Annotated in this window: 21 protein-coding genes and 1 pseudogene; 11 read left to right on the top strand and 11 right to left on the bottom strand. The window is 55.3% G+C overall.

Features of this window, described 5'->3' with window-relative positions:
• The first annotated feature begins 3 nt into the window (after positions 1–3).
• Both kduD and araE read left to right on the top strand, forming a co-directional pair.
• Positions 4–765, top strand: coding sequence for a 2-dehydro-3-deoxy-D-gluconate 5-dehydrogenase KduD (kduD, locus tag ACQG2Q_RS18870; protein ID WP_003862835.1), 762 nt, complete (start codon positions 4–6; stop codon positions 763–765).
• Between the two features lie 312 nt (positions 766–1,077).
• Positions 1,078–2,492 (top strand): annotated as a pseudogene (araE, locus tag ACQG2Q_RS18865) (arabinose-proton symporter AraE).
• 70 nt (positions 2,493–2,562) lie between these two features.
• On the opposite strand, the gene ACQG2Q_RS18860 reads toward araE, so the two are convergent.
• From ACQG2Q_RS18860 to ACQG2Q_RS18845, 4 genes are read right to left on the bottom strand one after another with little or no spacing between them, the layout of a single operon-like run.
• Positions 2,563–3,849: an ABC transporter substrate-binding protein gene (locus tag ACQG2Q_RS18860; protein WP_023298522.1), complete on the bottom strand. Its 1,287-nt coding sequence runs from the start codon at positions 3,847–3,849 to the stop codon at positions 2,563–2,565.
• A gap of 13 nt (positions 3,850–3,862) precedes the next feature.
• Positions 3,863–4,990: an ABC transporter ATP-binding protein gene (locus ACQG2Q_RS18855; protein ID WP_023306863.1), complete on the bottom strand. Its 1,128-nt coding sequence runs from the start codon at positions 4,988–4,990 to the stop codon at positions 3,863–3,865.
• Positions 4,991–5,002: 12 nt separating this feature from the next.
• Entirely contained in the window at positions 5,003–5,905 is a 903-nt protein-coding gene (locus ACQG2Q_RS18850) for a carbohydrate ABC transporter permease (protein WP_063849468.1), read from the bottom strand.
• Positions 5,898–6,788, bottom strand: a complete 891-nt coding sequence (locus ACQG2Q_RS18845) for a carbohydrate ABC transporter permease (protein ID WP_003862825.1) — start codon at positions 6,786–6,788, stop codon at positions 5,898–5,900. Before ACQG2Q_RS18845 ends, ACQG2Q_RS18850 begins: the two co-directional genes overlap by 8 nt.
• A gap of 543 nt (positions 6,789–7,331) precedes the next feature.
• Between ACQG2Q_RS18845 and wzz(fepE) the strand changes: the two genes are divergently transcribed.
• Positions 7,332–8,468 (top strand): LPS O-antigen length regulator Wzz(fepE), encoded by a 1,137-nt coding sequence (gene wzz(fepE) / locus ACQG2Q_RS18840; RefSeq protein WP_063849467.1) that lies wholly within the window; start codon positions 7,332–7,334, stop codon positions 8,466–8,468.
• Between the two features lie 33 nt (positions 8,469–8,501).
• Here the strand turns inward: wzz(fepE) and ACQG2Q_RS18835 are convergent, their stop codons facing one another.
• On the bottom strand, positions 8,502–8,825 hold the full coding sequence (locus tag ACQG2Q_RS18835) for a cupin domain-containing protein (protein WP_426759258.1): 324 nt from the start codon (positions 8,823–8,825) through the stop codon (positions 8,502–8,504).
• Between the two features lie 135 nt (positions 8,826–8,960).
• On the opposite strand from ACQG2Q_RS18835, the gene ACQG2Q_RS18830 reads away from it, so the two are divergent.
• Positions 8,961–9,653, top strand: coding sequence for an aspartate/glutamate racemase (locus ACQG2Q_RS18830; protein WP_023306862.1), 693 nt, complete (start codon positions 8,961–8,963; stop codon positions 9,651–9,653).
• On the opposite strand, the gene ACQG2Q_RS18825 is transcribed toward ACQG2Q_RS18830, so the two are convergent.
• Positions 9,648–10,574 carry a LysR family transcriptional regulator gene (locus tag ACQG2Q_RS18825; RefSeq protein ID WP_063849465.1) on the bottom strand — a complete coding sequence of 309 codons (927 nt, stop codon included), beginning with the start codon at positions 10,572–10,574 and terminating at the stop codon, positions 9,648–9,650. The genes ACQG2Q_RS18830 and ACQG2Q_RS18825 overlap by 6 nt on opposite strands.
• 120 nt (positions 10,575–10,694) lie before the next feature.
• Between ACQG2Q_RS18825 and lysA the strand changes: the two genes are divergently transcribed.
• On the top strand, positions 10,695–11,957 hold the full coding sequence (lysA, locus tag ACQG2Q_RS18820) for a diaminopimelate decarboxylase (protein ID WP_023306861.1): 1,263 nt from the start codon (positions 10,695–10,697) through the stop codon (positions 11,955–11,957).
• Here lysA and ACQG2Q_RS18815 read toward each other — a convergent pair.
• Positions 11,927–12,964 carry a LacI family DNA-binding transcriptional regulator gene (locus tag ACQG2Q_RS18815; RefSeq protein ID WP_022649245.1) on the bottom strand — a complete coding sequence of 346 codons (1,038 nt, stop codon included), beginning with the start codon at positions 12,962–12,964 and terminating at the stop codon, positions 11,927–11,929. The two genes, lysA and ACQG2Q_RS18815, sit on opposite strands and share 31 nt — an antisense overlap.
• Positions 12,965–13,263: 299 nt before the next feature.
• On the opposite strand from ACQG2Q_RS18815, the gene ACQG2Q_RS18810 reads away from it, so the two are divergent.
• From ACQG2Q_RS18810 to ACQG2Q_RS18795, 4 genes are all read left to right on the top strand, one after another.
• Entirely contained in the window at positions 13,264–14,589 is a 1,326-nt protein-coding gene (locus tag ACQG2Q_RS18810; RefSeq protein WP_006811828.1) for a PTS sugar transporter subunit IIC, read from the top strand.
• 7 nt (positions 14,590–14,596) lie between these two features.
• A complete protein-coding gene (locus tag ACQG2Q_RS18805) occupies positions 14,597–16,024 on the top strand; it encodes a glycoside hydrolase family 1 protein (protein WP_063849464.1) in 1,428 nt (475 codons plus the stop codon).
• Positions 16,025–16,102: 78 nt separating this feature from the next.
• Positions 16,103–16,876, top strand: a complete 774-nt coding sequence (locus ACQG2Q_RS18800; protein ID WP_022649243.1) for a GntR family transcriptional regulator — start codon at positions 16,103–16,105, stop codon at positions 16,874–16,876.
• Entirely contained in the window at positions 16,873–17,349 is a 477-nt protein-coding gene (locus ACQG2Q_RS18795) for a GNAT family N-acetyltransferase (RefSeq protein WP_038416627.1), read from the top strand. The genes ACQG2Q_RS18800 and ACQG2Q_RS18795 overlap by 4 nt, the downstream gene beginning before the upstream one ends.
• Here ACQG2Q_RS18795 and galR read toward each other — a convergent pair.
• Positions 17,304–18,326 carry an HTH-type transcriptional regulator GalR gene (gene galR / locus ACQG2Q_RS18790; RefSeq protein ID WP_003862806.1) on the bottom strand — a complete coding sequence of 341 codons (1,023 nt, stop codon included), beginning with the start codon at positions 18,324–18,326 and terminating at the stop codon, positions 17,304–17,306. The two genes, ACQG2Q_RS18795 and galR, sit on opposite strands and share 46 nt — an antisense overlap.
• Before the next feature lie 617 nt (positions 18,327–18,943).
• Here galR and aas point away from each other — a divergent pair.
• Entirely contained in the window at positions 18,944–21,103 is a 2,160-nt protein-coding gene (gene aas / locus ACQG2Q_RS18785) for a bifunctional acyl-ACP--phospholipid O-acyltransferase/long-chain-fatty-acid--ACP ligase (RefSeq protein ID WP_063849463.1), read from the top strand.
• Complete coding sequence (gene lplT / locus ACQG2Q_RS18780; protein WP_426759257.1) at positions 21,096–22,289, top strand: lysophospholipid transporter LplT; 1,194 nt, start codon at positions 21,096–21,098, stop codon at positions 22,287–22,289. Before aas ends, lplT begins: the two co-directional genes overlap by 8 nt.
• 105 nt (positions 22,290–22,394) lie before the next feature.
• On the opposite strand, the gene ACQG2Q_RS18775 is transcribed toward lplT, so the two are convergent.
• The 3 genes from ACQG2Q_RS18775 to mutH all read right to left on the bottom strand — a co-directional run bounded on the left by ACQG2Q_RS18775 (position 22,395) and on the right by mutH (position 24,607).
• A complete protein-coding gene (locus tag ACQG2Q_RS18775) occupies positions 22,395–23,435 on the bottom strand; it encodes an NADP(H)-dependent aldo-keto reductase (protein WP_015571754.1) in 1,041 nt (346 codons plus the stop codon).
• 132 nt (positions 23,436–23,567) lie between these two features.
• Entirely contained in the window at positions 23,568–23,786 is a 219-nt protein-coding gene (locus ACQG2Q_RS18770; protein ID WP_003862794.1) for a YgdI/YgdR family lipoprotein, read from the bottom strand.
• Positions 23,787–23,914: 128 nt separating this feature from the next.
• The gene (gene mutH, locus ACQG2Q_RS18765) at positions 23,915–24,607 is read right to left on the bottom strand and encodes a DNA mismatch repair endonuclease MutH (RefSeq protein WP_022649239.1); all 693 of its coding nucleotides are present in this window, start codon (positions 24,605–24,607) and stop codon (positions 23,915–23,917) included.
• Positions 24,608–25,211 lie beyond the last annotated feature (604 nt).

Below are 25,211 nucleotides of genomic sequence, written 5' to 3'. Positions count from 1 at the left end.
AACATGATTCTGGATGCATTTTCTCTGCAGGGTAAAGTGGCTGTGGTTTCCGGGTGTGACACCGGGCTGGGGCAGGGTATGGCGTTAGGTCTGGCGGAAGCGGGCTGTGATATCGTCGGGATTAACATCGTAGAGCCAACGGAAACCATCGAGCGCGTCACCGCGCTGGGCCGTCGTTTCCTGAGCCTGACCGCGGACCTGCGCAAAATCGATGCGATCCCTGAACTGCTGGATCGCGCGGTGGCGGAGTTCGGACATATCGATATTCTGGTCAACAATGCGGGCCTGATTCGCCGTGAAGATGCGATTAACTTCAGCGAAACGGACTGGGACGACGTGATGAACCTGAACATCAAGAGCGTGTTCTTTATGTCCCAGGCGGCTGCGAAGCACTTCATCGCGCAGGGGAAAGGCGGCAAGATCATCAATATTGCCTCCATGCTCTCTTTCCAGGGCGGCATCCGCGTACCGTCTTACACCGCATCGAAGAGCGCCGTGATGGGCGTGACCCGTCTGCTGGCGAACGAGTGGGCGCAGCACAATATCAACGTCAACGCGATTGCGCCGGGCTACATGGCCACCAACAATACCCAGCAGCTGCGTGCTGATGAAGAGCGCAGCGCGGCAATTCTGGAACGTATTCCAGCGGGTCGCTGGGGTCTGCCGAGCGATCTGATGGGCCCGGTTGTGTTCCTGGCTTCTCCGGCTTCGGATTACATTAACGGCTATACCGTCGCCGTTGACGGCGGCTGGCTGGCACGTTAATTCAGCCTTAATAAAGAACCTCTGCCCTCGGGTGGAGGTTTTTTTTGCGCCAAAATTGGCTTTATCCATATCCTTAAAGATGAAAAATCCATACTAAAAAGGAATAAATGACGGGTATCACACATTTATTGCTTAAATATTAACTAATTAATAAAAAATAAGGTTAAACCACCCTGATTTGAAATTGTAATGTCCATCACAGAACGGTATGTCGTAGCGAAATAATCCATATCTTCACCAGTTCCGACCTGACACTTTCTTCCGGTATCTCGTAATTTCACTTAACGAATTTCGCTGTTGAGGCAGGAAACTATGACATCTATAAATGACTCTACCCTTATGCCCGCTGCGCTGCGCGATACCCGACGCATGAACCAGTTTGTTTCTGTTGCGGCCGCCGTAGCCGGTCTACTGTTTGGTCTGGATATCGGCGTTATCGCTGGCGCACTGCCCTTTATTACCGACCACTTACGTTAAGCAACCGCCTGCAAGAGTGGGTGGTGAGCAGCATGATGCTGGGCGCGGCCATCGGCGCGTTGTTTAACGGCTGGCTGTCGTTCCGTCTCGGGCGCAAATACAGCCTGATGGTTGGGGCGATCCTGTTCGTCGCAGGCTCCATCGGCTCCGCGTTTGCGACAAACATAGAAGTGCTGCTGCTTTCACGCGTGCTGCTTGGCGTAGCGGTGGGTATCGCGTCCTACACCGCGCCGCTTTATCTCTCTGAAATGGCAAGTGAGAACGTGCGAGGGAAGATGATCAGTATGTATCAGCTGATGGTGACGCTCGGTATCGTGCTGGCGTTTCTGTCGGATACGTACTTCAGCTACAGCGGCAACTGGCGGGCAATGCTTGGCGTGCTGGCGCTGCCTGCGCTGGTGCTGATTGTGTTAGTCATTTTCCTGCCGAACAGCCCGCGCTGGCTGGCGCAAAAAGGGCGTCACGTGGAGGCGGAAGAGGTGCTGCGCATGTTGCGCGACACGTCTGAAAAAGCGCGTGAAGAGCTGAACGAAATCCGCGAAAGCCTGAAGCTGAAGCAGGGCGGCTGGTCCCTGTTTAAGGCGAACCGCAACGTGCGCCGCGCGGTGTTCCTCGGCATGCTGTTACAGGCGATGCAGCAGTTTACGGGGATGAACATCATTATGTATTACGCCCCGCGCATTTTTAAAATGGCCGGTTTTACCACCACCGAACAGCAGATGATCGCCACGCTGGTGGTGGGGCTGACCTTTATGTTCGCCACCTTTATCGCGGTGTTCACCGTTGATAAGGCCGGACGTAAACCCGCCCTGAAAATTGGCTTTAGCGTGATGGCGCTCGGCACCTTAATCCTTGGCTACTGCCTGATGCAGTTCGATAACGGCACGGCGTCAAGCGGCCTCTCCTGGCTCTCCGTGGGCATGACCATGATGTGTATCGCCGGTTACGCGATGAGCGCCGCGCCGGTGGTGTGGATCCTGTGCTCTGAAATACAGCCGCTGAAATGCCGCGACTTTGGTATCACCTGTTCCACCACCACCAACTGGGTGTCGAACATGATCATTGGCGCGACCTTCCTGACGCTGCTGGATGCGATTGGCGCGGCAGGCACCTTCTGGCTCTATACGGTGCTGAACGTGGCGTTTATCGGTGTGACCTTCTGGCTGATCCCCGAAACCAAGGGCGTGACCCTGGAGCATATTGAACGCAAGCTGATGAGAGGGGAGAAACTACGTAATATCGGCGTGTAATGTAATTGCCCGGTGGCGCTTCGCTTACCGGGCCTACGATACCGTGTAGGCCGGGTAAGCGGCTTAGTGTTTACCGCATCGCACGTCTCAAAATACGCTCCGCCTGACGCTGGAAGTCAGCGGCCGTCTCTTCCACGGTTTTCTGCCCGTAGTCGATATACTGCAAAGAAGTACCGAACTGCGCCACAATCTGTGGGTCGTCAAAGTATGGCGAGACGGTGAGTTTCGCCGGCAACGACTGCGCCAGACGCAGGCCCGCCACGGAAGGATCGTCCTCTTTAATGGTGCCGTCTTCAGTCAGATACTGCACCGCTACTTTGCTCAGCGGTACGCCACGCTCAAGACCCAGCGTATCGACCCCTTCTTTGCTGTTGAGCAGGAAATTAATCAGCTTCGCCGCCGCTTCCGGGTTTTTGGTCGACTTACCAATCGACAGCATTTGCGCCGGTTTGAAGAACAGGCCCGCGTCGGTGGCGCCCGGCAGCATTGGGTAGCTGCCCAGCTCCAGTTTCGCCGGTGGCTTCAGGTTGTCGGAATATTTGTTGATGGTGGAGTTCCACATATAGGTGCCGCCCCATTCTCCCTGGATCCACGGCTTCATCTCATACATGTTGCTCTTACCAAACGAGGCATAGTATTTGGTGTCCGGCATGACGTGGCTGTCGATCAGCTTTTTGTAGGTCTGGAAGAACTCCACCCACTGTTCCTTTGTGTAGCTGAACTTTTTGGTTTTCTCATCCACCGCAGGAATGTTGTACTTCTGGATCATGTACGAATTCAGCAGCGCCAGCGTATCCTGGTGCTCCAGGATCACCGGGTAGTATTGCTTACCGAGCTTGCTCTCGAAGGTTTTACCGGCCGCCATCAGCTCGTCCCAGGTTTTCGGGTACGCAATACCCGCTTTTTTCCAGGTTTCGTCATTGAAGTAGAACACCCGCGCCGTCACCGAGATCGGAATGCCGTTCAGCTTGCCATCCACGGTGGTGGTTTGCAGCTCTTTGGGATCGAACTGCGACAGGTCGATCACCTCCTTCAACTTGTTCAGATCGTAGAAGCCGTCACCGGTTTTGGAGAAGATCGGCAGCCAGTTCCAGTTCGTCTGCATTACGTCTGGCTCGGTTCCACCCGCAATCTGGGTGGTCAGACGGGAGAGGTGACCGTCCCAGCCGGTGTATTCCGCTTTCACGTTGATGTCCGGGTTCTGCTTATGGAACTCCTCCAGCGCTTTCAGGGTGACCTGGTGACGGCCGTTGCCGCCCCACCAGGACATCCGTAAATCCACATTCTGCGCCATCGATGGCAAAGCGGTAAGGCCCAGGGTCGCGGAGATAGCTGCGCTTAAAAGCACTTTTTTCATTTTTATCACTCCATCAGAGAGAGAGGTTCTGTTCAGTTTTTGCGTCAAAAATATGACACTTATTCATATCAAACGTGAAATACACCTTACGATGAAGTCCCTTATCAATCATTGGTTTAGCTTCATCGGACGGGATTCTGGCGGTCAGTTCGTAGTCCGCGACCTTCAGGTACACAAAGAATTCGTGGCCCATGTTCTCAACGCGCACCATCTCCCCACTACAGCCGCCGTTCGGGAAGGGCTCATCAGAGAGCGACACAAATTCCGGACGCACGCCGAAGAAGATCTCCTGACCCGCGTAAGCGGCGACTTTCTCCTGCTTCTCCGCGTTCAGCGGCATGCTTTCATCACCAATGGCGATGTGCAGCTGTCCCGCTTTTTCGACCAGCACGCTTTTGCGTATATTCATCTCCGGCGCGCCGATAAAGCCCGCCACGAACATGTTCTTCGGCTTGTGGTAGAGATTGTCCGGCGTATCCACCTGCATGATATGGCCGAGCTTCATCACGCAGATGCGGTCGCCCATGGTCATTGCTTCGGTCTGGTCGTGGGTCACGTAAACGGTGGTGGCCGGTTTTCCGGATTTCTTCAGCTGCTTGTGCAGGTCGGAAATACGGATACGCATCGAGGCGCGCAGTTTGGCGTCGAGGTTTGAAAGCGGCTCATCGAACAGGAACACATCCGGCTTTTTCACAATCGCACGGCCTACCGCCACGCGCTGCGCCTGGCCGCCGGAAAGCTGGCGCGGCAGGCGGTCGAGCAGCTCTTCAAGCTCAAGAATTTTGGCGGCTTCATTCACCTGGGACTCAATCTGATCTTTCGGCAGCTTGCTCAACTTGAGGCCAAAGGCCAGATTCTCGCGCACCGTCATGTGTGGATAGAGGGCGTAGTTCTGGAACACCATCGCAATCCCGCGCTCTTTCGGCGCGAGGTTGTTCACGATCTTGTCGCCGATACGCACCTCGCCGCCGCTGATGGTTTCCAGTCCCGCCAGCATGCGCAGAGTAGTGGATTTGGCGCAGCCGGATGGGCCGACGATCACCATGAATTCCCCTTCGGCGATTTTAAGATCGATAGCGTGTACCGCTTTAAAACCGTTGGAGTAGACCTTTTCCAGCTTGTTGAAAATAACTTCAGCCATGGTATTTCCCTCTTAACCTTTAATTCCGCTGCTGGTGACGCCCTGTACGAAGTAGCGCTGTGCCAGGAAGAAGACAATGATGGATGGCAGAATGGAGATGCTCGCCATTGCCAGAATTTCGTTCCACGGCGCCCCTTCGGTGACGTCGATGGACATTTTCAGCGCCAGTGCAATCGGGTATTTATCCACGCTGTAGACATAAATCAGCGGCCCGATAAAGTCGTTCATGGACCACATGAACTGGAACAGGGCGACGGAGATAATGGCCGGTTTAAGGATCGGCACAACCACGTACCACAGCACCTGAAGGGAGTTACAGCCGTCAATCTGCGCCGCCTCTTCCATGTCACGCGGGACGCCGCGCAGGAACTGGATCAGCATGAAGACGAAGAACCCCTGGGTGGCGAAGGCCAGCGGCAGGTACAGCGGCATATAGCTGTTCAGCATGCCCATTTCACGGAACATCAGGTACTGCGGGATCAGCAGCACGGTGCTGGGTAGCAGCATGGTGGTAATGAGCGTGGCGAACCAGAACTTCTTCCACGGGATCTCGAAGCGGGCAAAGCCATACGCCACGATGGTGGAGGAGATAATGGTCAGGATCACTTTCGGGATCACATACTTAAAGGTGTTCAGCATGTAGTGGCCGAAGTTGTACTCGGTGCCGGTTTTCCAGCCGTTGATGAAGCCTTCCCAGGTGGCATGGGCAGGCCACAGGCTCAGGGTGGTGAAGATCTCGTGGTTCGGTTTGAACGACGCGGAGAACATCCACACCAGCGGGTAAAGCATCAGCAGGCCGACAAACAGCAGGATCGCATAGCGAACGGTGGCATTGATTTTCTCTCTGCGCAGCGTGCGGGCTACTTCGCGTTCGGCGATGCTTCTTGCCGTGGAGAGTTGTTGAATATCAGCCATTTTTGCCTCCTTTATCGGCGGAGTAGAACACCCAGTATTTCGACGACTTAAAGGCGATACCGGCGAAGACGGCCACCACCAGGAACAGGATCCACGCCAGCGCCGCGCCATAACCCATATCGAAATACTTAAACGCGGTGTCGTAGATGTAGAGCGAGAACAGGTAGGTCGAATAGGTCGGCCCGCCGCCGGTGATCACGTACGGCCCGGTAAATTCCTGGAACGCCTGCGTGGTCTGCATGATGAAGTTGAAGAAGATCACCGGCGTAATCAGCGGCACGGTCACCTTCATGAACATCTGCCATTTCGATGCGCCATCGATCATCGCCGCTTCATACTGGGACTGCGGTACGTTTTGCAGCGCGGCCAGGAAGATGACCATCGCGGAACCGAACTGCCAGACGCGCAGCAGGGTAACGGACATTAGCGCCAGTGACGGTTCACCCAGCCAGTTCACCGGGTCAAAACCAAATACGCCGATAAAGCTGTTCAGCAGGCCATCGATCGCAAATAAGGCGCGCCACAATACGGCAATGGCGACGGAACTGCCGAGGATCGACGGAATATAGTAGGCAGTACGGAAAAATCCGATGCCGCGTAATTTAAAGTTCAGGACAAAGGCAATCCCTAATGCGAAGGCGAGCTTTAACGGAATGGTTAAAAATACGTATGCAAAGGTCACGCCCATTGATTTCCAGAAGAGCGTGTCTTCGGTAAACATGTAGCGATAGTTTTCGATGCCGTTAAACACCGGCGGACTCATCAAATCGTAATCCGTAAAGCTGAGGAAAAATGATGAGACGAAGGGGAATGCCGTAAAGAGTATCAACCCGATGATGTAGGGTGATATCCATGCGAGCCCCAGAAGCTTGTTTTCATTCATACATACCTACCTGGCGATCAATGGTTTAAAACGGAATCTGCTTTGTTACATCTTCCCAGGCCAGCATCGCGCGGCATGAGAGCTGAGTTTTAGGGTGCAATATCTGGCGTCGGCTAAATATAAAATTGTTTTTTAACGCTTTTTTGCCTTCCTCTTTGCGCTAAATGCGTTGGGTTTCAAAAGAGCTGAACCGCCGTTCTTGGATACTAAAACATCGTTTTATTTTATATTATTGCGATTTATTTCTGCGTCATGCGCTTAATGATGGAAATGTGATCAGCGTCGAAACGCTGTTTCAATATAGTGAGGGAGGTGGCATTTTTGCCTTTTCACGGACGTTCGTCGGGGCTGCGAGGAGGCGAGACGAAGCACAAGTGGAAACGGGAAAAACAATAGTCACGCAGCGTGGCTAACTACCAGATCTGATAGCAGGTCTGCAGATGTACCAATTCGGCATTCAGATAATTCTTACATTCTTGTATGATTTCTCAAACCGGAACCAACCAGGCAGAATTTCACTGCATCCTTAAAAGAAGAACAGTTATGTCAGCGATGGATTTCAAAAAACATACGGATCTCAATTTTCCTCACTATGCTCCCCCGGCGGTCAGCGCTAAAGAAATAGATCTTCTGGGTCTGCTGGACGTCCTGCTGGCAGCAAAAAAACGCATCATCACCATTGTCTTTGCATTTGCACTGGTCGGCCTGGCAATCGCCTTTCTGATACCGCAAAAATGGACCAGTAAAGCGGTCATTACGCCCGCGGAACAGACGCAGTGGAGTTCGCTGCGCCAGATGATGGTGGCGCTCCAGGTGCTTGATGTCGACGTGAATATTACCCGTGCGGATGTGTTTAATCTGTTTATCAAAAAGTTTCAGTCCCAGTCTCTGCTTGAAGAGTACATGAAAAGCTCACCTTACGTGATGGCTCAGCTCGATGGCGCTGAGGTTGACCCGCTTGAGCTGCACCGCGCGGTGGTCAATATCGCCGAAAAGATGAAGGCTATTGATAACACCCAGGAAAAAAATGCTGATAAAGCACCGTATCTCTCCTGGACGTTAAGCTTCACTGCCCCAACGGCAGAGGACGCGCAGAAAGTGTTAAATGGTTACATTCAGTACATTTCCCGCATCGTCGAGCAGGAGACCATGCAAAACATCCGCGATCAGCTGATCCTGAGAACCAAAACGGTTCAGCAGCAGCTGGAGCTGGATCGGGTTCGACTGACCAATATCCACAATACCAACCTGCAACGCCTTAACTACTCGCTGGAAGTGGCGAACGCGGCAGGGATCAAAAAGCCGGTTTACAGTAACGGACAGGCGGTGAAAGATGATCCGGATTACTCCGTCGCGCTCGGCGCGGACGGGATTGCGCAGAAATTGCAGATTGAAAAAAATCTGAAGGATGTTTCTGAGCTGAACGCCGATTTCCAGAACCGCGAATACTATCTGGCGCAGCTGCAAAAACTCTCCTTCGAAGACGTGAGCCTGGAGCCGTTCAAATACCAGCTCTCTCCTTCTATGCCGGTGAAAAAAGATGGCCCGGGCAAAGCACTGATCGTGCTGCTGGCGGGTATTCTGGGTGGGCTGTTCGCCTGTGGCAGCGTGCTGCTGCGCGAAGCAATGCGCTCCCGCAACCCGCTGCCGGAACAACTTCCTGAGCCGGTTACGGAATAACATGAAAAAAGGCGCTCTGATGAGCGCCTTTTTTTATTTCAGGAAATCCTCGCGTACCGGCGTAAAGGTATCCAGCAAGGTGCCGGGTTTGAGGCAAACGCAGCGGTGCATCACGTGCGGCTTTTTATAGAGAGTGTCGCCCGCCGTCACCACATGCTTTTCCTCGGCAATGGTGAACTCAAATTCCCCCGAGAGAACGTAGGTGAGCTGCTCATGCGGGTGGTTATGCAGCGGGCCAATCGCACCTTGCTCGAAATTCACTTCCACCGCCATCATCCTGCCGTCGTGCGCCAGAATACGACGCGTCACGCCGTTGCCCAAATCCTCAAGCGTGGTCTCTTTATGGAAAATAAACATATTTTCGCCCTGTTATGTAATGAAACATTGTTTCATTTAACTTATCTCAGCCGCAGCGAAAAGAAAACGTTTAGCCAAATAACTGGAAAGGCGATCACAAGTTTGCTTCACTGGGTGAAACGTACAGGAGGAAAGATGAAAACGATCGGTCTGTTAGGGGGCATGAGCTGGGAATCAACGATCCCGTACTACCGCCTGATTAATGAAGGCGTCAAACAGCGTCTGGGCGGTCTGCATTCGGCCAGCCTGCTGCTGCACAGCGTGGATTTCCATGAAATAGAAGCCTGCCAGTCGAGCGGGGAGTGGGACAAAGCCGGGCAAATGCTGGCAGACGCCGCACTTGGCCTGGAGCGTGCGGGCGCGCAGGGTATTCTGCTGTGTACCAACACCATGCATAAGGTGGCGTCGCATATTGAAGACCGCTGTTCGCTGCCGTTCTTACATATCGCGGATGCCACCGGGCGTGCCATACGTGCCGCCGGCATGACGCGCGTGGCGCTGCTGGGGACGCGCTACACCATGGAGCAGGATTTTTACCGCGGGCGGCTGAGTAGCCAGTTCGGGATTGAAAGCCTGATCCCGGAGGAGGCAGACCGGGCGCGCATTAACCAGATTATTTTTGATGAACTGTGCCTCGGCACCTTCAGCGAAGCTTCGCGCGCCTGGTACGTCAGCGTGATTGAGAAACTGGCGCAGCAGGGGGCGGAAGGAGTCATCTTCGGCTGTACCGAAATTGGCCTGCTGGTGCCGGCAGACCAAAGCCCGATACCGGTCTTTGATACCGCCGCCATCCATGCCGCGGATGCGGTGGAGTTTATGCTGTCATAAAGGTTTTTGCAGGTCAGGTAAGCGAAGCGCCACCTGACGCGCGTGCGCAATCAGGTGTTCACTAAAGGCATCAACCAGCGCTGAGGCGGGCCGGTGCAGCGGGCGGATCAGGCTTACGGTAAAGGGAACGGAAACGCTAAAACGGCGCAGAACCACGCCGCTGCTGGCGTAGTCCATAGCCGTGAGCGGGTTCACCACCGAAATACCCACGCCCGCGCGCACCATCGCGCAAATTGATGCCGCACTGTGCGTTTCCATCACCATCCGCCGCTTCACCTGATGTTCGGCAAACAGGCCATCCAGAAGCTGCCGGTAGCTGTCGGTCTGCGACAGGCTGATATAGTTCTCACCGTGAAAATCTGCCGGGTTCAGAACTGCTTTGAAAGCAAGCGGGTGGCTGGCAGGCAGCACGCAGACCTCATCCAGTGACAGCAGCTCCGTGCGTTCCGTTCCCGCTGGCGTGACGAGGGTTTCGGTCAGACCCAGATCGTGGCGCTGGGCCGAAAGCCACTCCTCCAGCAGCGGCGACTCCTGCGGCACGATGGTCAGGCTGACCTCCGGATAGCGGGCCAGAAACGGCTGTAGCAGTACCGGCAGGAACGACTGAGAAAAGACCGGCAGGCAGACGATGGACAGCTCGCCCTGGCGAAACTCCCTCAGGCTCTCCGCCGCGCTCACGATCCTGTCCAGCCCGTACCAGGAGCGCTGAACCTCCTCAAAAAGACGTAAACCCTGCACCGTTGGATGCAACCTGCCGCGGGTGCGTTCAAACAGCTTCAGCCCCAGCACTTTCTCAAAACGCGCCAGCTCGCGGCTGACCGTCGGCTGCGAGGTGTGCAGCATCTGCGCGGCTTCAGTGAGATTGCCGGTGGTCATCACCGCATGAAAAATCTCGATATGGCGTAGGTTAACGGCGGGCATAGGGCACCTGATGGCTGATCGTGGTCCATATCATTTTTGCATAGACTCACGATAAAACGATATTTTTTATTCTCTTCAGGCTATGGCGTAATGATAAAAAACAGAATACCGGAGACGACCATGCCACGCCCGCTCAACCAGACCGAAACCGATTTAAACGCCGATAACCTGCTGCGCCTGCCTGCCGAATTCGGCTGTCCGGTGTGGGTCTACGATGCGCAGATTGTTCGCGAGAAAATCGCCGCGCTGCATCAGTTTGACGTGGTGCGTTTTGCGCAGAAGGCCTGCTCCAATATTCATATTCTGCGCATGATGCGCGAGCAGGGCGTGAAGGTTGACTCCGTATCGCTGGGTGAAATCGAACGTGCGCTGGCGGCCGGGTTTGATCCAAAGGCCGATAGCGACGCGATCGTCTTCACCGCTGACCTGATAGACGACGCCACGCTGGCGCGCGTGCACGAGCTGCAAATCCCGGTGAATGCCGGTTCGGTGGATATGCTGGAACAGCTTGGGCAGGTTTCCCCGGGCCATCGCGTCTGGCTGCGCATCAACCCGGGCTTTGGTCACGGTCACAGTCAGAAAACCAACACCGGGGGCGAAAACAGCAAGCACGGGATTTGGTATGCCGATATGCCTGCGGCGCTGGAGGTTTTACAACGTTATAACCTTAAGCTGGTGGGTATTCACATGCATATCGGATCCGGCGTGGATTATGGCCATCTTGAGCAGGTCTGTGGCGCGATGGTGCGTCAGGTTATCGATTTTGGTCAGGATCTGGAGGCGATCTCCGCCGGGGGAGGGCTTTCGATCCCTTACCGCGAAGGGGAAGAGGCGATCGACACGGATCACTATTACGGCCTGTGGAGCGCCGCGCGTGACAGCATCGCCGCTCATCTGGGCCATGCGGTGAAGCTGGAGATTGAGCCGGGTCGTTTCCTGGTCGCCGAAGCTGGCGTGCTGGTGGCGCAGGTGCGGAGCGTGAAGGAGATGGGAAGCCGTCACTTTGTGCTGATTGATGCTGGCTTCAACGACCTGATGCGCCCGTCCATGTACGGCAGCTATCATCACATCACCGCGCTTGCCGCCGATGGCCGCGATCTGGTCAACGCCCCGCGCATCGAGACCGTTGTTGCCGGCCCGCTGTGTGAATCCGGTGACGTCTTTACTCAGCAGGAAGGCGGGAAAGTCGAAACCCGTTCGCTGCCAGAGGTAAAACCGGGAGATTATCTGGTGCTGCATGATACCGGTGCATACGGGGCGTCTATGTCTTCGAACTACAATAGCCGTCCGCTGCTGCCGGAAGTGCTGTTTGATAATGGCGTGGCGCGGCTGATTCGCCGTCGCCAGACCATTCAGGAATTGCTGGCGTTAGAGCTGGTCTGATTAAACCAGGGCCCTGTTGTCACCGAATCGCGTAACACCAGCGTGCCGGTGAACGGTGGGATCGCTTCAACCGGCTGGTTTTTTGCCAGCCGGATCGCCTGGTCGATCGCCGTCACGATCATGTTGTCGATCGGCAAATACACCGACGACAGGGCAGGCTCCAGCCACTTTGCGCTGGGGGCATCGTCAAAACCAAACAGCGAAATATCCTGCGGGATCTTCAGCCCGGCCTGGTGTAATGCTTTGGAGGCGCCCAGGGCCATGTCATCGTTACAGGCAAACAGGGCGCTGAACGATGTCTTTTCCGCAATCAGCTCCTTGCACAGCTCGTAACCCCGCGTCATGCCTGCATCGCCGTATTTAATCCGCCGCTCGTCAAGACGAATACCGTGCTTCTCCAGCGCCTTACGGTAGCCCATCAGCCGCGCTTTACCCGTTGGGGTGTGGATCGGGACGGTGATACAGGCGATCTCCCGATGGCCCTGGCTTATCAGGTAATCCACCGCTTTGAAGGCTGCGTCCTGCTGTTCAAAGAAGACGCAGCGATCCGCCGCCTGGCTCACTTCACGGTTAATGATTACCAGCGGCGTCTGCACGCTGTTGATCAGCTTCAGGATCGTCTTTTCGCTCATGTAGCGCGTGTACAGCACGATGGCGTCGCACTTGCGGTCGGCGAGCATCTGCACCGCCAGTTCTTCCTGTTCAGGGGCATCGTGACCGTCGGTAACAATCAGCTGTTTACCGTGCGTTTCGGTCTGCCGTGACGCCTGCTGTAGCAAACGACCAAAGTAAAAACCGTCGAACGTCGAGACGACCAGACCGATGCTGTTGCTGGTCTGGTTAGCCAGCGAGCGCGCGAGAAAGTTCGGACGATAGCCCAGCTCCTCCATCGCGCGAAATACCTGCTGGCGCGTGCTCTCTTTAACCTGACCTGTGCCGTTCAGCACGCGCGAAACGGTGGCCTTCGACACGCCCGCACGCAGTGAGACATCCAGCATTGTTGCCATTCGAAATTCCTGTTTCCACGTAATGGTTTGCAGTTTAACACAGACCATCCGGCGCATAAGCGACGTGGGAAGGACAAAACCCCATAACGATCACGCTTTTCAGTAACGATCCTCGCCCGCGGAATAAATGCCTGCCATTGGTATACCAAAATGGTGATAAATCATAATCTGGAATACCTCTAGCGGCGTTGGGAGCTTAATCACAGAACAAATCGCCTGTGGACGCTATTTTTGGCATACCAATAGTATCCGGCTGTACACCTTATTCAATAAAAGCCCTTTTACTGAGGTATTACCCTATGGCATTTCAGGAAAAACTGATCGACGCTCTGGGCAGTTTTGCCACTACCTTCAACAGCTATCGCTATATCCAGGCGATCAAGTCTGCGTTTATTACCTTAATGCCAGTCATCATTGTGGGGGCGTTCTCGGTATTGATCTCCAATATGGTGCTGGATCCGAAAAACGGTCTGGCGAGCTTTCAGTCGCTGTCGTTTCTCGCGGCCTTAAAGCCGATCACCAGCGCGCTCAACTACGCCACGCTGAACTTTCTCAACATCGGCGCGGTGTTTTTAATCGGCATTGAGCTGGGGCGTATTAACGGCATTAAGTCCCTGTTCCCCGGCCTGCTGGCGGTGATCTGCTTTATCTGCGTGACGCCGACCACGGTGGAAATGCTGGTGGACGGTGAGATGCACGTGGTGAAAGATGTGCTGCTGCGCCAGTTCTCAGATACCCGCAGCCTGTTCCTCGGTATGTTTATCGCCATCCTGTCGGTGGAGATCTACTGCTGGCTGGAAAACCGCAAGGGGCTGAAAATCAGGATGCCGGACACGGTGCCGCCGAACGTTGCCGCGTCGTTCTCTGCGCTGATCCCGGCCATTATCACCACCACCGCCATCGCCACCTTTGGCTTCGTGTTTCATCAGGTTACCGGCATGTATCTCTACGACGCGGTTTATCAGGTGGTGCAACAGCCGCTGGAGCGCGTGGTGCAAAGCCTGCCGGGGATCCTGCTGCTGATGTTTGTCGCCCAGCTGTTCTGGGTGATTGGTATTCACGGCAACCAGATGATCAAGCCGATCCGCGAGCCGCTGCTGCTGGGGGCAATCACCGTTAACATGAGCGCGTTCGAGCAGGGCAAAGAGGTGCCAAACATCATCACCATGCCGTTCTGGGACGTCTATATGAGCATCGGCGGCTCCGGCCTGACCATCGGCCTGCTGATAGCCGTCATGATTGCCACCAAACGTAAAGAGATGAAGGAGATAGCCAAGCTCTCCATCGGGCCGGGTATTTTTAATATCAATGAGCCGGTGATCTTCGGTATGCCAATCATGCTCAACCCGATCCTGGCTATCCCCTTCATCATCACGCCGCTGGTGACGGGCTCGATTGGCTACTTTGCCACCGTGACCGGATTTGCCGGGAAAGCCGTGGTGATGGTGCCCTGGACCACGCCGCCGCTGATCAACGCCTGGCTGTCAACGGCGGGCTCCATGGGGGCGGTGATCACCCAGTTTATCTGCATCGTGACCGCGGTGATTATCTATCTGCCGTTTGTGAAAATTGCTTCACGCCGCGCAGAGCAGGCCGCACTGCAACAAGCCACCGATAACGCATGAGGATACGATGAGCACAAAACAGATAGCCATACCGCAAGATTTTATTCTGGGCGCGGCGGCATCGGCCTGGCAGACCGAGGGCTGGAGCGGCAAAAAGCCGGGGCAGGATTCGTGGATCGATCTCTGGTACATGAACGATCGTCACGTCTGGCACAACGGCTATGGTCCGGCGGTGGCAACCGACTTTATTAATCGCTTCCGTGAAGACGTGGCGCTGATGAAGCAGGCGGGCCTGACGCACTATCGCACCTCGATCAACTGGTCGCGCTTTTTGACCGACTATGAAAACGCCACCGTAGATGAAGAGTACGCCGCCTATTACGACGCGCTGTTCGATGAAATGCACCGTCAGGGCATTGAGCCGATGATCTGCCTGGAACACTACGAATTGCCGGGCGTGCTGCTGGAAACCTACGGCGGCTGGGCGTCGAAGCACGTCGTCGAGCTGTTCGTTCGCTATGCGGAAAAAGTGTTTGAGCGCTTTCACGGCAAAGTCACCCGCTGGTTTACCTTCAACGAGCCGATTGTGGTCCAGACGCGCGTCTACCTTGACGCACTGCGCTGGCCCTATGAGCAGAACACCAGCACCTGGATGCAGTGGAACCACCATAAAGTGCTGGCGACGGCGAAAGTGGTGAAGCTGTTTCGCGAGAAAGGGTATGACGGCTCAGTGGGTTGTATTCTTAACCCGGAAGTGACCTATCCGCGCTCCCGCGCGCCGCATGACGTGCGAGCGGCAGAGATGTACGATCTGTTCTACAACCGCATCTTTCTCGACCCGCTGGTGCACGGGCGCTATCCGCAGGCGCTCTTTACCCTGCTGGCGCAGCATCAGGTGCAGTGGGACTACACGGCTGACGAGCTGGCGCTGATTGCCGACAACACCGTCGATGAGCTGGGCATTAACCTCTATTACCCGCATCGCGTCAAAGCCCCGTCCCGCGCCTGGCACCCGGAGACGCCGTTCCATCCGGCGTACTACTACGAGCCGTTTGAGCTGCCCGGACGGCGTATGAACACCTCCCGCGGCTGGGAGATCTTTCCGCGCATTATTTACGACATGGCGATGCGGATTAAAAACGACTATCGCAACATTGACTGGTTTGTGGCGGAAAGCGGGATGGGCGTGGAGAACGAAGTGCAGTATCGCAATCGTGACGGCGTCATTGACGACACGTACCGCATCGCGTTTATCAGCGAACATCTCTACTACACGCTGCTGGCGCGGGAGGCGGGGGCGAACTGTCACGGTTATATGCTGTGGGCCTTCACCGACAATGTCTCCCCGATGAACGCGTTTAAAAACCGCTACGGGCTGATTGAGATCGACCTTGAAAATCAACGCGCACGGCGGGCAAAGAAATCAGCGTCCTGGTTCCGCCAGCTGCGCGATGAGCGTGTGCTGACGCTCAGGGTAGACGATGAATGGAAGTAAGCCTTCTGGTAAAATAGCGCACAAACTGGCCGGGAGGACGTCCGGCCCGCGCATTAACTGAAAAACACAGGTGAAAACGTGGATAAGGCTGTCATCCTGCCGGAAAAAAAACAGTACCAGGAAATTGGCGAGGATTTACGGGCGCAGATTATCCAGGGGCATTATCCCGTGGGATCGCGTCTGCCGCCGGAGCGCAACATCGCCGAGACGTATGGCGTCAGCCGCACTATCGTGCGCGAGGCGCTGCTGATGCTTGAGCTTCAGGGAACGGTGGATATTCGCCAGGGGTCAGGCGTGTACGTGATGCGCATTCCGGAAGAGCATGAAAACGAGGAAGAGCGTTTTCTGAACAGTGACGTTGGGCCGTTTGAAATTCTCCAGGCGCGTCAACTGCTTGAAAGCAACATCGCTGCCTTTGCCGCAAAAATGGCGACACGGGCGGACATCGACAACCTGCGCCGCATTATCGAGCAAGAGCAACGGGCGATTGCCGTCGACGATCGCAGCCAGGACAACAACAAAATGTTCCACCTGGTGCTGGCTGGGGCCACACAAAACCAGATGCTGCTGGCGACGGTTGAGAGTGTCTGGCATCACATGGACAGCAGTCCGCTGTGGCAGCAGTTCAATGGCCATATCGCCAGCCGCGCCTGGCGCCTGAAGTGGCTCGGAGACAGGCAAACCATTCTCGCTGCGCTCCGCCGCCGCGACGTGATGGGTGCGTGGCAGGCGATGTTCCAGCATCTTGAAAACGTCAAAAAGAGCCTGCTCGAGCTGTCAGACGAAGACGCGCCCGATTTTGACGGCTATCTCTTCGAATCGGTCCCTCTTTTCCAGGGGAAGCTGGTGTGAATATACTGCCGCTTCACGCTGCGCCGCAGTTTACACAGCAGGTGATCGACTGGATCTGGAACGCGTTTGGTGAAGGTATGCCGCGTGCCTTTTTCCAGAGCATTGTCGAGCACAGCCTGACGCCAGGCGAGTTACCGCTCACCTTTATTGCCGTTGAGGATGACCAGCTGCTGGGCACCATTGGGTTGTGGCGTTGCGATTTAATTTCCCGGCAGGATCTTCATCCCTGGCTGGCTGCGCTGTATGTCGATGAAGCCGCGCGGGGAAACGGGCTGGCGGGAAAACTTCAGCAGCATGTTATCGGCTACGCGCGACGCGCCGGGTATCACGAGCTTCATCTCTGGTCTGCCTGCCGCGACTTCTACGAACGTTACGGCTGGCACTACATCGGTGATGCGCTGGAATACCCGGATAAAACCGTCCATCTCTATCGCTGTTCGCTCACGGCTTCCGCGGGCGATACCACCGAGTGACGGCGCACTAAGGTTGGGCTGAACAGGTGGGTAATTTCCGGTGGCGGGCGATGCTCGGCCAGCGCTAACGCCAGTTCTGCCGCCTGCGTTGCCATGGTCACGATCGGGTAACGCACGGTGGTCAGGCGAGGGCGCACGTAGCGCGACACCAGCACATCATCAAAGCCAATCAGCGAAATTTCTGCCGGGACGTCAATCCCGTTATCATTCAGCACGCCCATCGCGCCGGCGGCCATGGAGTCGTTATAGCTGGCCACGGCGGTGAAATTCCGCCCGCGGCCCAGCAGCTCGGTCATCGCCTGCTCGCCGCCACTCTCATCCGGTTCTCCGTACGCCACAAGACGATCGTTGCACGGCAAACCGGCTTCGCGCAGCGCGTCGTAATAGCCCTGAAGGCGATCTTCCGCATCGGAAATTGGGTGGTTGGAGCACAGATAACCAATTCGGGTATGGCCCTGCTGGATCAGGTGACGGGTTGCGAGCCATGCGCCGTAACGGTCGTCGAGCGCCACGCAGCGGGTTTCAAATCCGGGAATAATACGGTTGATAATCACCATCCCCGGCATCTGTTTCATCAGATGAATCAGCTCGGCGTCGGGGATCATTTTGGCATGGACCACCAGCGCCGCACAGCGATGACGGATCAACTGCTCAATGGCCTGGCGTTCTTTCTGTTCATTGTGGTAGCCATTACCAATCAGCAGGAAATTACCGGTGTGATAAGAAACTTGTTCTACGGCTTTGACCATCGCACCGAAAAACGGATCGGATACATCCCCGACCACCAGCCCGATGGTTTCTGTCGACTGTTGGGCAAGGGCGCGTGCGTTGGCGTTAGGGTGATAATTCAGGTTTTCCATGGCGTCCTGCACGGCCTGGCGTGATGCATCACTCGCTTTAGGGGAGTTGTTGATCACGCGGGAGACGGTCGCGACGGAAACACCGGCCAGACGAGCCACATCCTTAATTGTCGCCATTCAATACCTTCTTATAGGGGTAAGCGTTTACACACTAACTAGTGTTGCGGAAAAGCGGCGTGCATTCAAGGGGAGCGGGTGAGCGTCCTCTGCAAACGTGAAGCAGAACATCCCTCGCGGTGTAATCGTTACACGGCCAGTCATGTCTGAATAATGTCAATCTGAACCTTTAGTTACACTTTGCCTCAGGCTGTTGCGATTGTCCGTTGGCAACGATGCGTTGTGAATTGCTAGAGTCGAGATCCCAGAGGTATTGATAGGTGGAATCAACTTCGGTTGATTAACACGATTTACACCAACCTGCGTTTTACGCAGGTTTTTTTTTGCCTGTAAGTTCAACCTGTAACAGCAAAAGAGATTATTCACACCTGGTTGCACTTCGGCTCATTCCCTTGCGTTTTCCTGCTGGCGAAGCCTGTCGCCGGAGGCCACAATCAAGATCCCAGAGGTATTGATTGGTGAGAATTCCTGGTACGTTTTCGTACTCTTCACTTGCACCAACCTGCGCGGATGCGCAGGTTTTTTTTCGCCTCTGTTTTTGCTATCGCTCCCTCACTACTTCTCGTGTAATCTGCCACCATTTATACCTTTCACACTGGCTGGCAAAGGGAGTTGAAATGCTTTTTGGGTTCTTCCGCACACTGTTTCGTGTCCTGTTTCGCATTCGCGTGACTGGCGATACGCAGGCACTCTATGGCGAGCGTGTTCTTATCACACCGAATCACGTCTCTTTTCTTGATGGCGTATTGCTGGCGCTGTTTTTGCCCGTGCGGCCCGTCTTCGCAGTGTACAGCTCCATCAGTGAAAAATGGTACATGCGCTGGCTCAGGCCGCTGATTGATTTTGTCCCGCTCGACCCTACCAAACCGATGATGATTAAACATCTGGTGCGTCTGATTGGGCAGGGGCGTCCGGTGGTTATCTTCCCGGAAGGGCGGATTTCAGTGACGGGCTCCCTGATGAAAATTTACGACGGCGCCGGTTTTGTCGCGGCGAAGTCTCAGGCCACCGTCGTGCCGCTACGCATCGACGGGGCTGAGCTGACCTTTTTTAGCCGTCTGAAAGGGCTGGTGAAGCAGCGTCTGTTCCCGAAAATTACGCTGCATATATTACCGCCGACGTCACTGCCGATGCCCGAGGCGCCGCGCGCGCGCGACCGCCGTAAAATCGCCGGGGAAATGCTGCACCAGATTATGATGGAAGCGCGCATGGCCGTTCGCCCGCGCGAAACGCTGTATGAATCGTTGCTGTCGGCGCAGTATCGCTACGGTGCGAAGAAAAACTGCATCGAAGACATCAACTTTACGCCGGATACCTACCGTAAGCTGTTGACCAAAACGCTGTTTGTCGGGCGTATCCTGGAAAAGTACAGCAAACAGGGCGAAAAGATCGGCCTGATGCTGCCAAACGCGGGTATCAGCGCGGCGGTGATCTTTGGTGCCGTCTCCCGGGGCCGCATTCCGGCGATGATGAACTACACGGCGGGCGTGAAAGGGCTCTCCAGCGCGATTACCGCAGCACAAATCAACACCATCTTTACCTCCCGCCAGTTCCTGGACAAAGGCAAGCTGTGGCACCTGCCGGAACAGCTGACGCAGGTGCGCTGGGTGTTCCTGGAAGATCTGAAAGCAGACGTCACGACCGCCGACAAGCTGTGGATTTTCGCGCACCTGCTGATGCCGCGTCTGGCGCAGGTTAAGCAGCAGCCGGAGGATGATGCCATTATCCTCTTTACCTCCGGCTCTGAAGGCAACCCGAAAGGTGTGGTTCATAGCCACAAAAGCATTCTGGCAAACGTCGAACAGATTAAAACCATCGCTGACTTTACCGCCAACGATCGCTTTATGTCGGCGCTGCCGCTGTTCCACTCATTTGGTTTGACCGTGGGTCTCTTTACGCCGCTGCTGACCGGTGCCGAGGTGTTCCTCTACCCAAGCCCGCTGCACTACCGCATTGTGCCGGAGCTGGTTTATGACCGTAACTGCACGGTGCTGTTCGGGACGTCCACCTTCCTCGGAAATTACGCGCGCTTCGCCAACCCGTATGATTTCTTCCGCGTGCGCTACGTGGTGGCGGGGGCGGAAAAACTCCAGGACAGTACGCGCCAGATCTGGCAGGACAAGTTTGGCCTGCGGATTCTGGAAGGCTATGGCGTGACGGAGTGCGCGCCGGTGGTCTCCATCAACGTTCCGATGGCGGCAAAACCGGGAACGGTTGGCCGCATTCTGCCGGGGCTGGACGCGCGTCTGCTGGCGGTGCCAGGTATTGAAGACGGCGGACGTCTTCAGCTGAAAGGGCCGAACGTCATGAACGGCTATCTGCGTGTGGAAAACCCGGGCGTGCTTGAGGCACCGACGGCCGAGAACGTCAATGGCGAGGTTGAAACGGGCTGGTACGACACGGGCGATATCGTGCGCTTCGACAATCAGGGCTTCGTGCAGATCCAGGGACGTGCAAAACGCTTCGCCAAGATCGCCGGGGAAATGATCTCTCTTGAAATGGTCGAGACGCTGGCGACCGCAGTCTCGGCGGAGAAAATGCATGCGACCGTGGTGAAAAGTGATGCCAGTAAAGGCGAGGCGCTGGTGCTCTTTACTACTGACGGTGAACTGAAGCGTGATGCGCTTCTCAGGTATGCGCGCGAACATGGTATCCCCGAGCTGGCGGTCCCCCGCGATATTCGTTACCTCAAACAGTTACCGGTGCTGGGCAGCGGTAAACCCGATTTTGTGACCCTGAAGGGCATGGTTGAAGAGGCGGAACAGCATAATGCGTGAGTCAGTACACACTAACACTTCAATCTGGTCGAAAGGCATGATGGCGGTTATCGCCGCCCAGTTTCTTTCCGCGTTCGGCGATAACGCGTTGCTGTTTGCTACGCTGGCGTTGCTGAAAGCTGAGTTTTATCCCGACTGGAGCCAGCCGATCCTACAGATGGTGTTTGTGGGTGCTTACATTGTATTTGCGCCGTTTGTTGGCCAGGTGGCGGACAGCTTCCCGAAAGGTCGGGTCATGATGTTTGCAAACAGTCTTAAGCTTCTGGGCGCGGCAAGCATCTGCTTTGGTATCAACCCGTTTGTTGGCTACACGCTGGTAGGCATTGGCGCGGCAGCTTACTCCCCGGCGAAGTACGGCATTCTGGGTGAGCTCACCACCGGCGATAAGCTGGTGAAGGCCAACGGCCTGATGGAGTCCTCCACCATTGCGGCGATTCTGCTGGGTTCGGTGGCGGGCGGCGTACTGGCAGACTGGCACGTGCTCGCCGCGCTTGGCATCTGTGCCCTGATGTACGGTGGCGCGGTGATCGCCAACCTGTTTATCCCCAAACTGGCCGTGGCGCGTCCGGGACAATCCTGGCGCTTCGGGCCAATGACCGGCAGCTTCTTTAACGCCTGCCGCGTACTGTGGCGTAACGGTGAAACACGCTTCTCGCTGATGGGCACCAGCATGTTCTGGGGGGCCGGCGTTACGCTGCGTTTCCTGCTGGTGCTGTGGGTGCCGGTGGCGCTGGGTATAACAGACAACGCCACGCCGACCTACCTGAATGCCATGGTCGCCGTCGGGATTGTGGTCGGGGCCGGGGCTGCGGCCAAACTGGTGACGCTCGAAACCGTTGCGCGCTGCATGCTTGCGGGGATCCTGATCGGCGTCGGCGTTCTGTTCTTCTCCCTGCAACATGCCATATTGCCTGCCTATGCCCTGTTGTTACTGATCGGCGTATTAGGCGGTTTCTTTGTGGTACCGCTCAACGCGCTTTTGCAGGAGCGCGGCAAGCAGACCGTCGGGGCTGGCAACGCCATTGCGGTGCAAAACCTTGGCGAAAACATGGCGATGCTGCTGATGCTGGGGATTTACTCGCTGGCGGTAAAAGCAGGTGCGCCGGTTGTGGCAATCGGGGTGGGGTTTGGCGCACTGTTTGCGCTGGCGATTACCGGGCTGTGGGTCTGGCAGCGTCGGCGGTGATATCTTTGCCGGGTGGCGGCTCCGCCTGACCCGGCCTACGTTTCGTGATGTTGGCGGATTTTGTAGGCCCGGTAAGGCAACGCCGCCACCGGGCAAATCGTCAACTTAAGGTGCCGGGTAAGTATAAACCTGATGCACCGCTTCAATCTCCGCTAAGACCTCTTCACTCAGGTTCAGGTGGAAACTCTCAATATTGGTTTTTAACTGATCCATTGTCGTTGCGCCGAGCAGGGTACTTGCCACAAACGGCTGACGACGCACGAAGGCCAGCGCCATCTGCGCCGGATCGAGTCCGTGACGCTTCGCGATATCCACATAGGCCGCCACGGCTTTTTGTGTCTGCTCGCCGCTATAGCGGGTGAAGCGGCTGAAAAGCGTGTTACGCGCGCCAGCCGGTTTCGCGCCGTTCAGGTATTTGCCCGTCAGGGTTCCGAAGCCCAGGCAAGAGTAGGCGAGCAGCTCCACCTCTTCGTACTGCGTCACTTCCGCGAGACCCACTTCATAACTGCGGTTCAGCAGGCTGTACGGGTTCTGGATGGTCACGATCCGCGGCAGGTCGTGTTTATCGGCCAGATGCAGATAGCGCATTACGCCAAACGCCGTCTCGTTGGAAACGCCGATGTAGCGGATCTTACCCGCGCGCTGGCATTCCGTAAGCGCCTCCAGTGTTTCCAGCAGGGTGACGGCCGGAGCACTCTCGTTCCAGGTGTAGCCAAGCTTACCGAAGCAGTTCGTCGGACGCTGCGGCCAGTGCACCTGATAAAGATCGAGATAGTCGGTTTGCAGGCGCTTGAGGCTGGCATCCAGCGCAGCACGGATATTCTTGCGATCGAGGATCTGGTTAGGGCGGATCCCGGCATCGTTATTACGGGAAGGGCCGCTAACCTTAGAAGCGATGACCAGCTTTTCGCGATTGCCGCGTTTCGCCAGCCAGTTGCCGACATACGTTTCGGTAAGACCTTGAGTTTCCGGGCGGGGAGGAACTGGGTACATCTCCGCCACGTCAATCAGGTTAATGCCCTGGCTGACGGCGTAATCGAGTTGTGCATGGGCATCGGCTTCGCTGTTTTGTTCACCAAATGTCATGGTGCCTAACCCCAGCTGGCTGATCTCCAGAGCGCTATGGGGGATACGGTGATAATGCATAGCCGGTTTCCTTTTTTAGACATACAGACCGCGTCAGGAACCTCCCGACAAAGGAATATAAACATGGCAGAGGGAAGGCAAAAGGGGAAGGAAAAAATCAAAAAGGCCAGCAAGCTACTGACCTTTATCTGTTTAACGCTCGATGATCTGGGAGACTTCGTCGCGATTAATTTGCATTTGATTGCCTTCGCGATCGCGGTAACTCACCAGACCGGTATCGTCGTCGACTTCGGGTTTGCCATCGGTCAGGATCATACGACCATCTTTCGTTGACATGACATAGTCGCTGCTACAACCCGATACCGCAAACGCTAAACCGACTGCTGAGATAATTACTGCCCATTTTTTCATCGTTCTCATCCTCACCTGGCTCGTATCAAATCATAGTGTAGTAATAACCTGATATTACGACAGGTGAAAGGGGGGAAATCTTAAAAAGGAGGAGATTATGTTAGCCGGAGCGCAAAATTGGTAAAAAACTATGTTTTCAACAGGAAGTGTCGTGCCAGCAGTGCACCGGTGAAATTCTTTTTAAGATAGAAGCCGCGCGGCAGCGTCAGGATCGGTTCGCCCTGTGCACCTACCGCTTCAGTGAGCGCTTTGCTGTTGGCGGCTTTGGGACGGAGTTGCAGCACTTCGCCATGCCGGGCGGTGATCTGCTCAACCTGTCCCAGCACAATCATGTCCATCAGCTCTTCCCAGTCCTGGGAAAGCTGTCTCTCTTCTTCTTCATCCGGGCTCCAGAGCAGCGGGGCGCCAACGCGACGCTCTGCCAGCGGGATCTGCCTGTCACCCTCAACGGGTACCCACAACACCCGCTTCAGCTTATGCCTGACGTGGCTGGTTTCCCATGTCACTCCGCTATTACCCGTTAGCGGCGCAACGCAGACAAAGGTAGTTTCCAGTGGCCGCCCCAGGCTATCAATGGGGATCGTCTTCAGTTCCACCCCCAGCGCCGCAAAATCTTGCTCGGGTTTACTGCCCGCGCTTGCGCCCAGCCAACGTTCAAGCAACACGCCGATCCAGCCTTTATCGCGCTTCAGATCGTTGGGTATCGTCAACCCCGCCATCACGGCCAGCTCGCCCAGTGCATAGCCTGCCAGACGTTGTGCCTGCTGGAGCAACTGGGCTTCACTGACGGGAGGAGAGAGCAGTGGGGCGAGAGAATGCATGCTGACAACCTTTTGGTTAAAAAATGAACTGATATTTTATCCCTTGTGGATAGAGTTTACTTTTTTCTGAGTATATATTCCATGTGGATGATTTATATTATGTTTTTTAGGAATGTATCCCGTCGCGCCATGGCTAAAAAACAGGTTGTGCAATTCTGGTCACTGACAATAAACAGGATCTTACACCATGTTATCCACAGAAAAATGGGATAACTGCGAATAACCGCCACTACTGTTTCAATTTACAGCCTTGACGTGCGATGAAAATCGAATTTTCACACAAATTGTGCCTAACTTATTGGCACAATCTGTGGATAAAACCGACGCTGTTCGATCTTTCATCACCAGGAAGATCTTTGATGTGACGATCGTCACGTTAATCGCCTTTGATACCCTAAATTTACTTTTAAATAGATGAATTTAAATAATTTATATTAAGTGATGAAAATTTTCGATTCGCCGGGCCACAAGGTTGTTCATCGGTAATTCCATACTTCTTCACAACTATATCCACAGAAAAGGTGAATAAAAATGGTCTCAGTCGCCCTCATCTGTTTATAACTCCTCACAAAATTGTGAGTTATTCAAATGTTATTAGGTTGCA

The sequence above is a fragment of the Enterobacter cloacae complex sp. 370H10 genome, assembly GCF_050031535.1.
GTDB lineage: Bacteria > Pseudomonadota > Gammaproteobacteria > Enterobacterales > Enterobacteriaceae > Enterobacter > Enterobacter intestinihominis.
Note: the sequence above shows the minus strand (reverse complement) of the source record. Positions and strands in the feature narration are given on the sequence as shown.

Coding starts and splice junctions, on each gene's coding strand:
- kduD (WP_003862835.1), top strand. CDS start 4: ATGATTCTGGATGCATTTTCTCTGCAGGGTAAAGTGGCTGTGGTTTCC.
- ACQG2Q_RS18860 (WP_023298522.1), bottom strand. CDS start 3,849: ATGAAAAAAGTGCTTTTAAGCGCAGCTATCTCCGCGACCCTGGGCCTT.
- ACQG2Q_RS18855 (WP_023306863.1), bottom strand. CDS start 4,990: ATGGCTGAAGTTATTTTCAACAAGCTGGAAAAGGTCTACTCCAACGGT.
- ACQG2Q_RS18850 (WP_063849468.1), bottom strand. CDS start 5,905: ATGGCTGATATTCAACAACTCTCCACGGCAAGAAGCATCGCCGAACGC.
- ACQG2Q_RS18845 (WP_003862825.1), bottom strand. CDS start 6,788: ATGAATGAAAACAAGCTTCTGGGGCTCGCATGGATATCACCCTACATC.
- ACQG2Q_RS18835 (WP_426759258.1), bottom strand. CDS start 8,825: ATGTTTATTTTCCATAAAGAGACCACGCTTGAGGATTTGGGCAACGGC.
- ACQG2Q_RS18830 (WP_023306862.1), top strand. CDS start 8,961: ATGAAAACGATCGGTCTGTTAGGGGGCATGAGCTGGGAATCAACGATC.
- ACQG2Q_RS18825 (WP_063849465.1), bottom strand. CDS start 10,574: ATGCCCGCCGTTAACCTACGCCATATCGAGATTTTTCATGCGGTGATG.
- lysA (WP_023306861.1), top strand. CDS start 10,695: ATGCCACGCCCGCTCAACCAGACCGAAACCGATTTAAACGCCGATAAC.
- ACQG2Q_RS18815 (WP_022649245.1), bottom strand. CDS start 12,964: ATGGCAACAATGCTGGATGTCTCACTGCGTGCGGGCGTGTCGAAGGCC.
- ACQG2Q_RS18810 (WP_006811828.1), top strand. CDS start 13,264: ATGGCATTTCAGGAAAAACTGATCGACGCTCTGGGCAGTTTTGCCACT.
- ACQG2Q_RS18805 (WP_063849464.1), top strand. CDS start 14,597: ATGAGCACAAAACAGATAGCCATACCGCAAGATTTTATTCTGGGCGCG.
- galR (WP_003862806.1), bottom strand. CDS start 18,326: ATGGCGACAATTAAGGATGTGGCTCGTCTGGCCGGTGTTTCCGTCGCG.
- aas (WP_063849463.1), top strand. CDS start 18,944: ATGCTTTTTGGGTTCTTCCGCACACTGTTTCGTGTCCTGTTTCGCATT.
- lplT (WP_426759257.1), top strand. CDS start 21,096: ATGCGTGAGTCAGTACACACTAACACTTCAATCTGGTCGAAAGGCATG.
- ACQG2Q_RS18775 (WP_015571754.1), bottom strand. CDS start 23,435: ATGCATTATCACCGTATCCCCCATAGCGCTCTGGAGATCAGCCAGCTG.
- ACQG2Q_RS18770 (WP_003862794.1), bottom strand. CDS start 23,786: ATGAAAAAATGGGCAGTAATTATCTCAGCAGTCGGTTTAGCGTTTGCG.
- mutH (WP_022649239.1), bottom strand. CDS start 24,607: ATGCATTCTCTCGCCCCACTGCTCTCTCCTCCCGTCAGTGAAGCCCAG.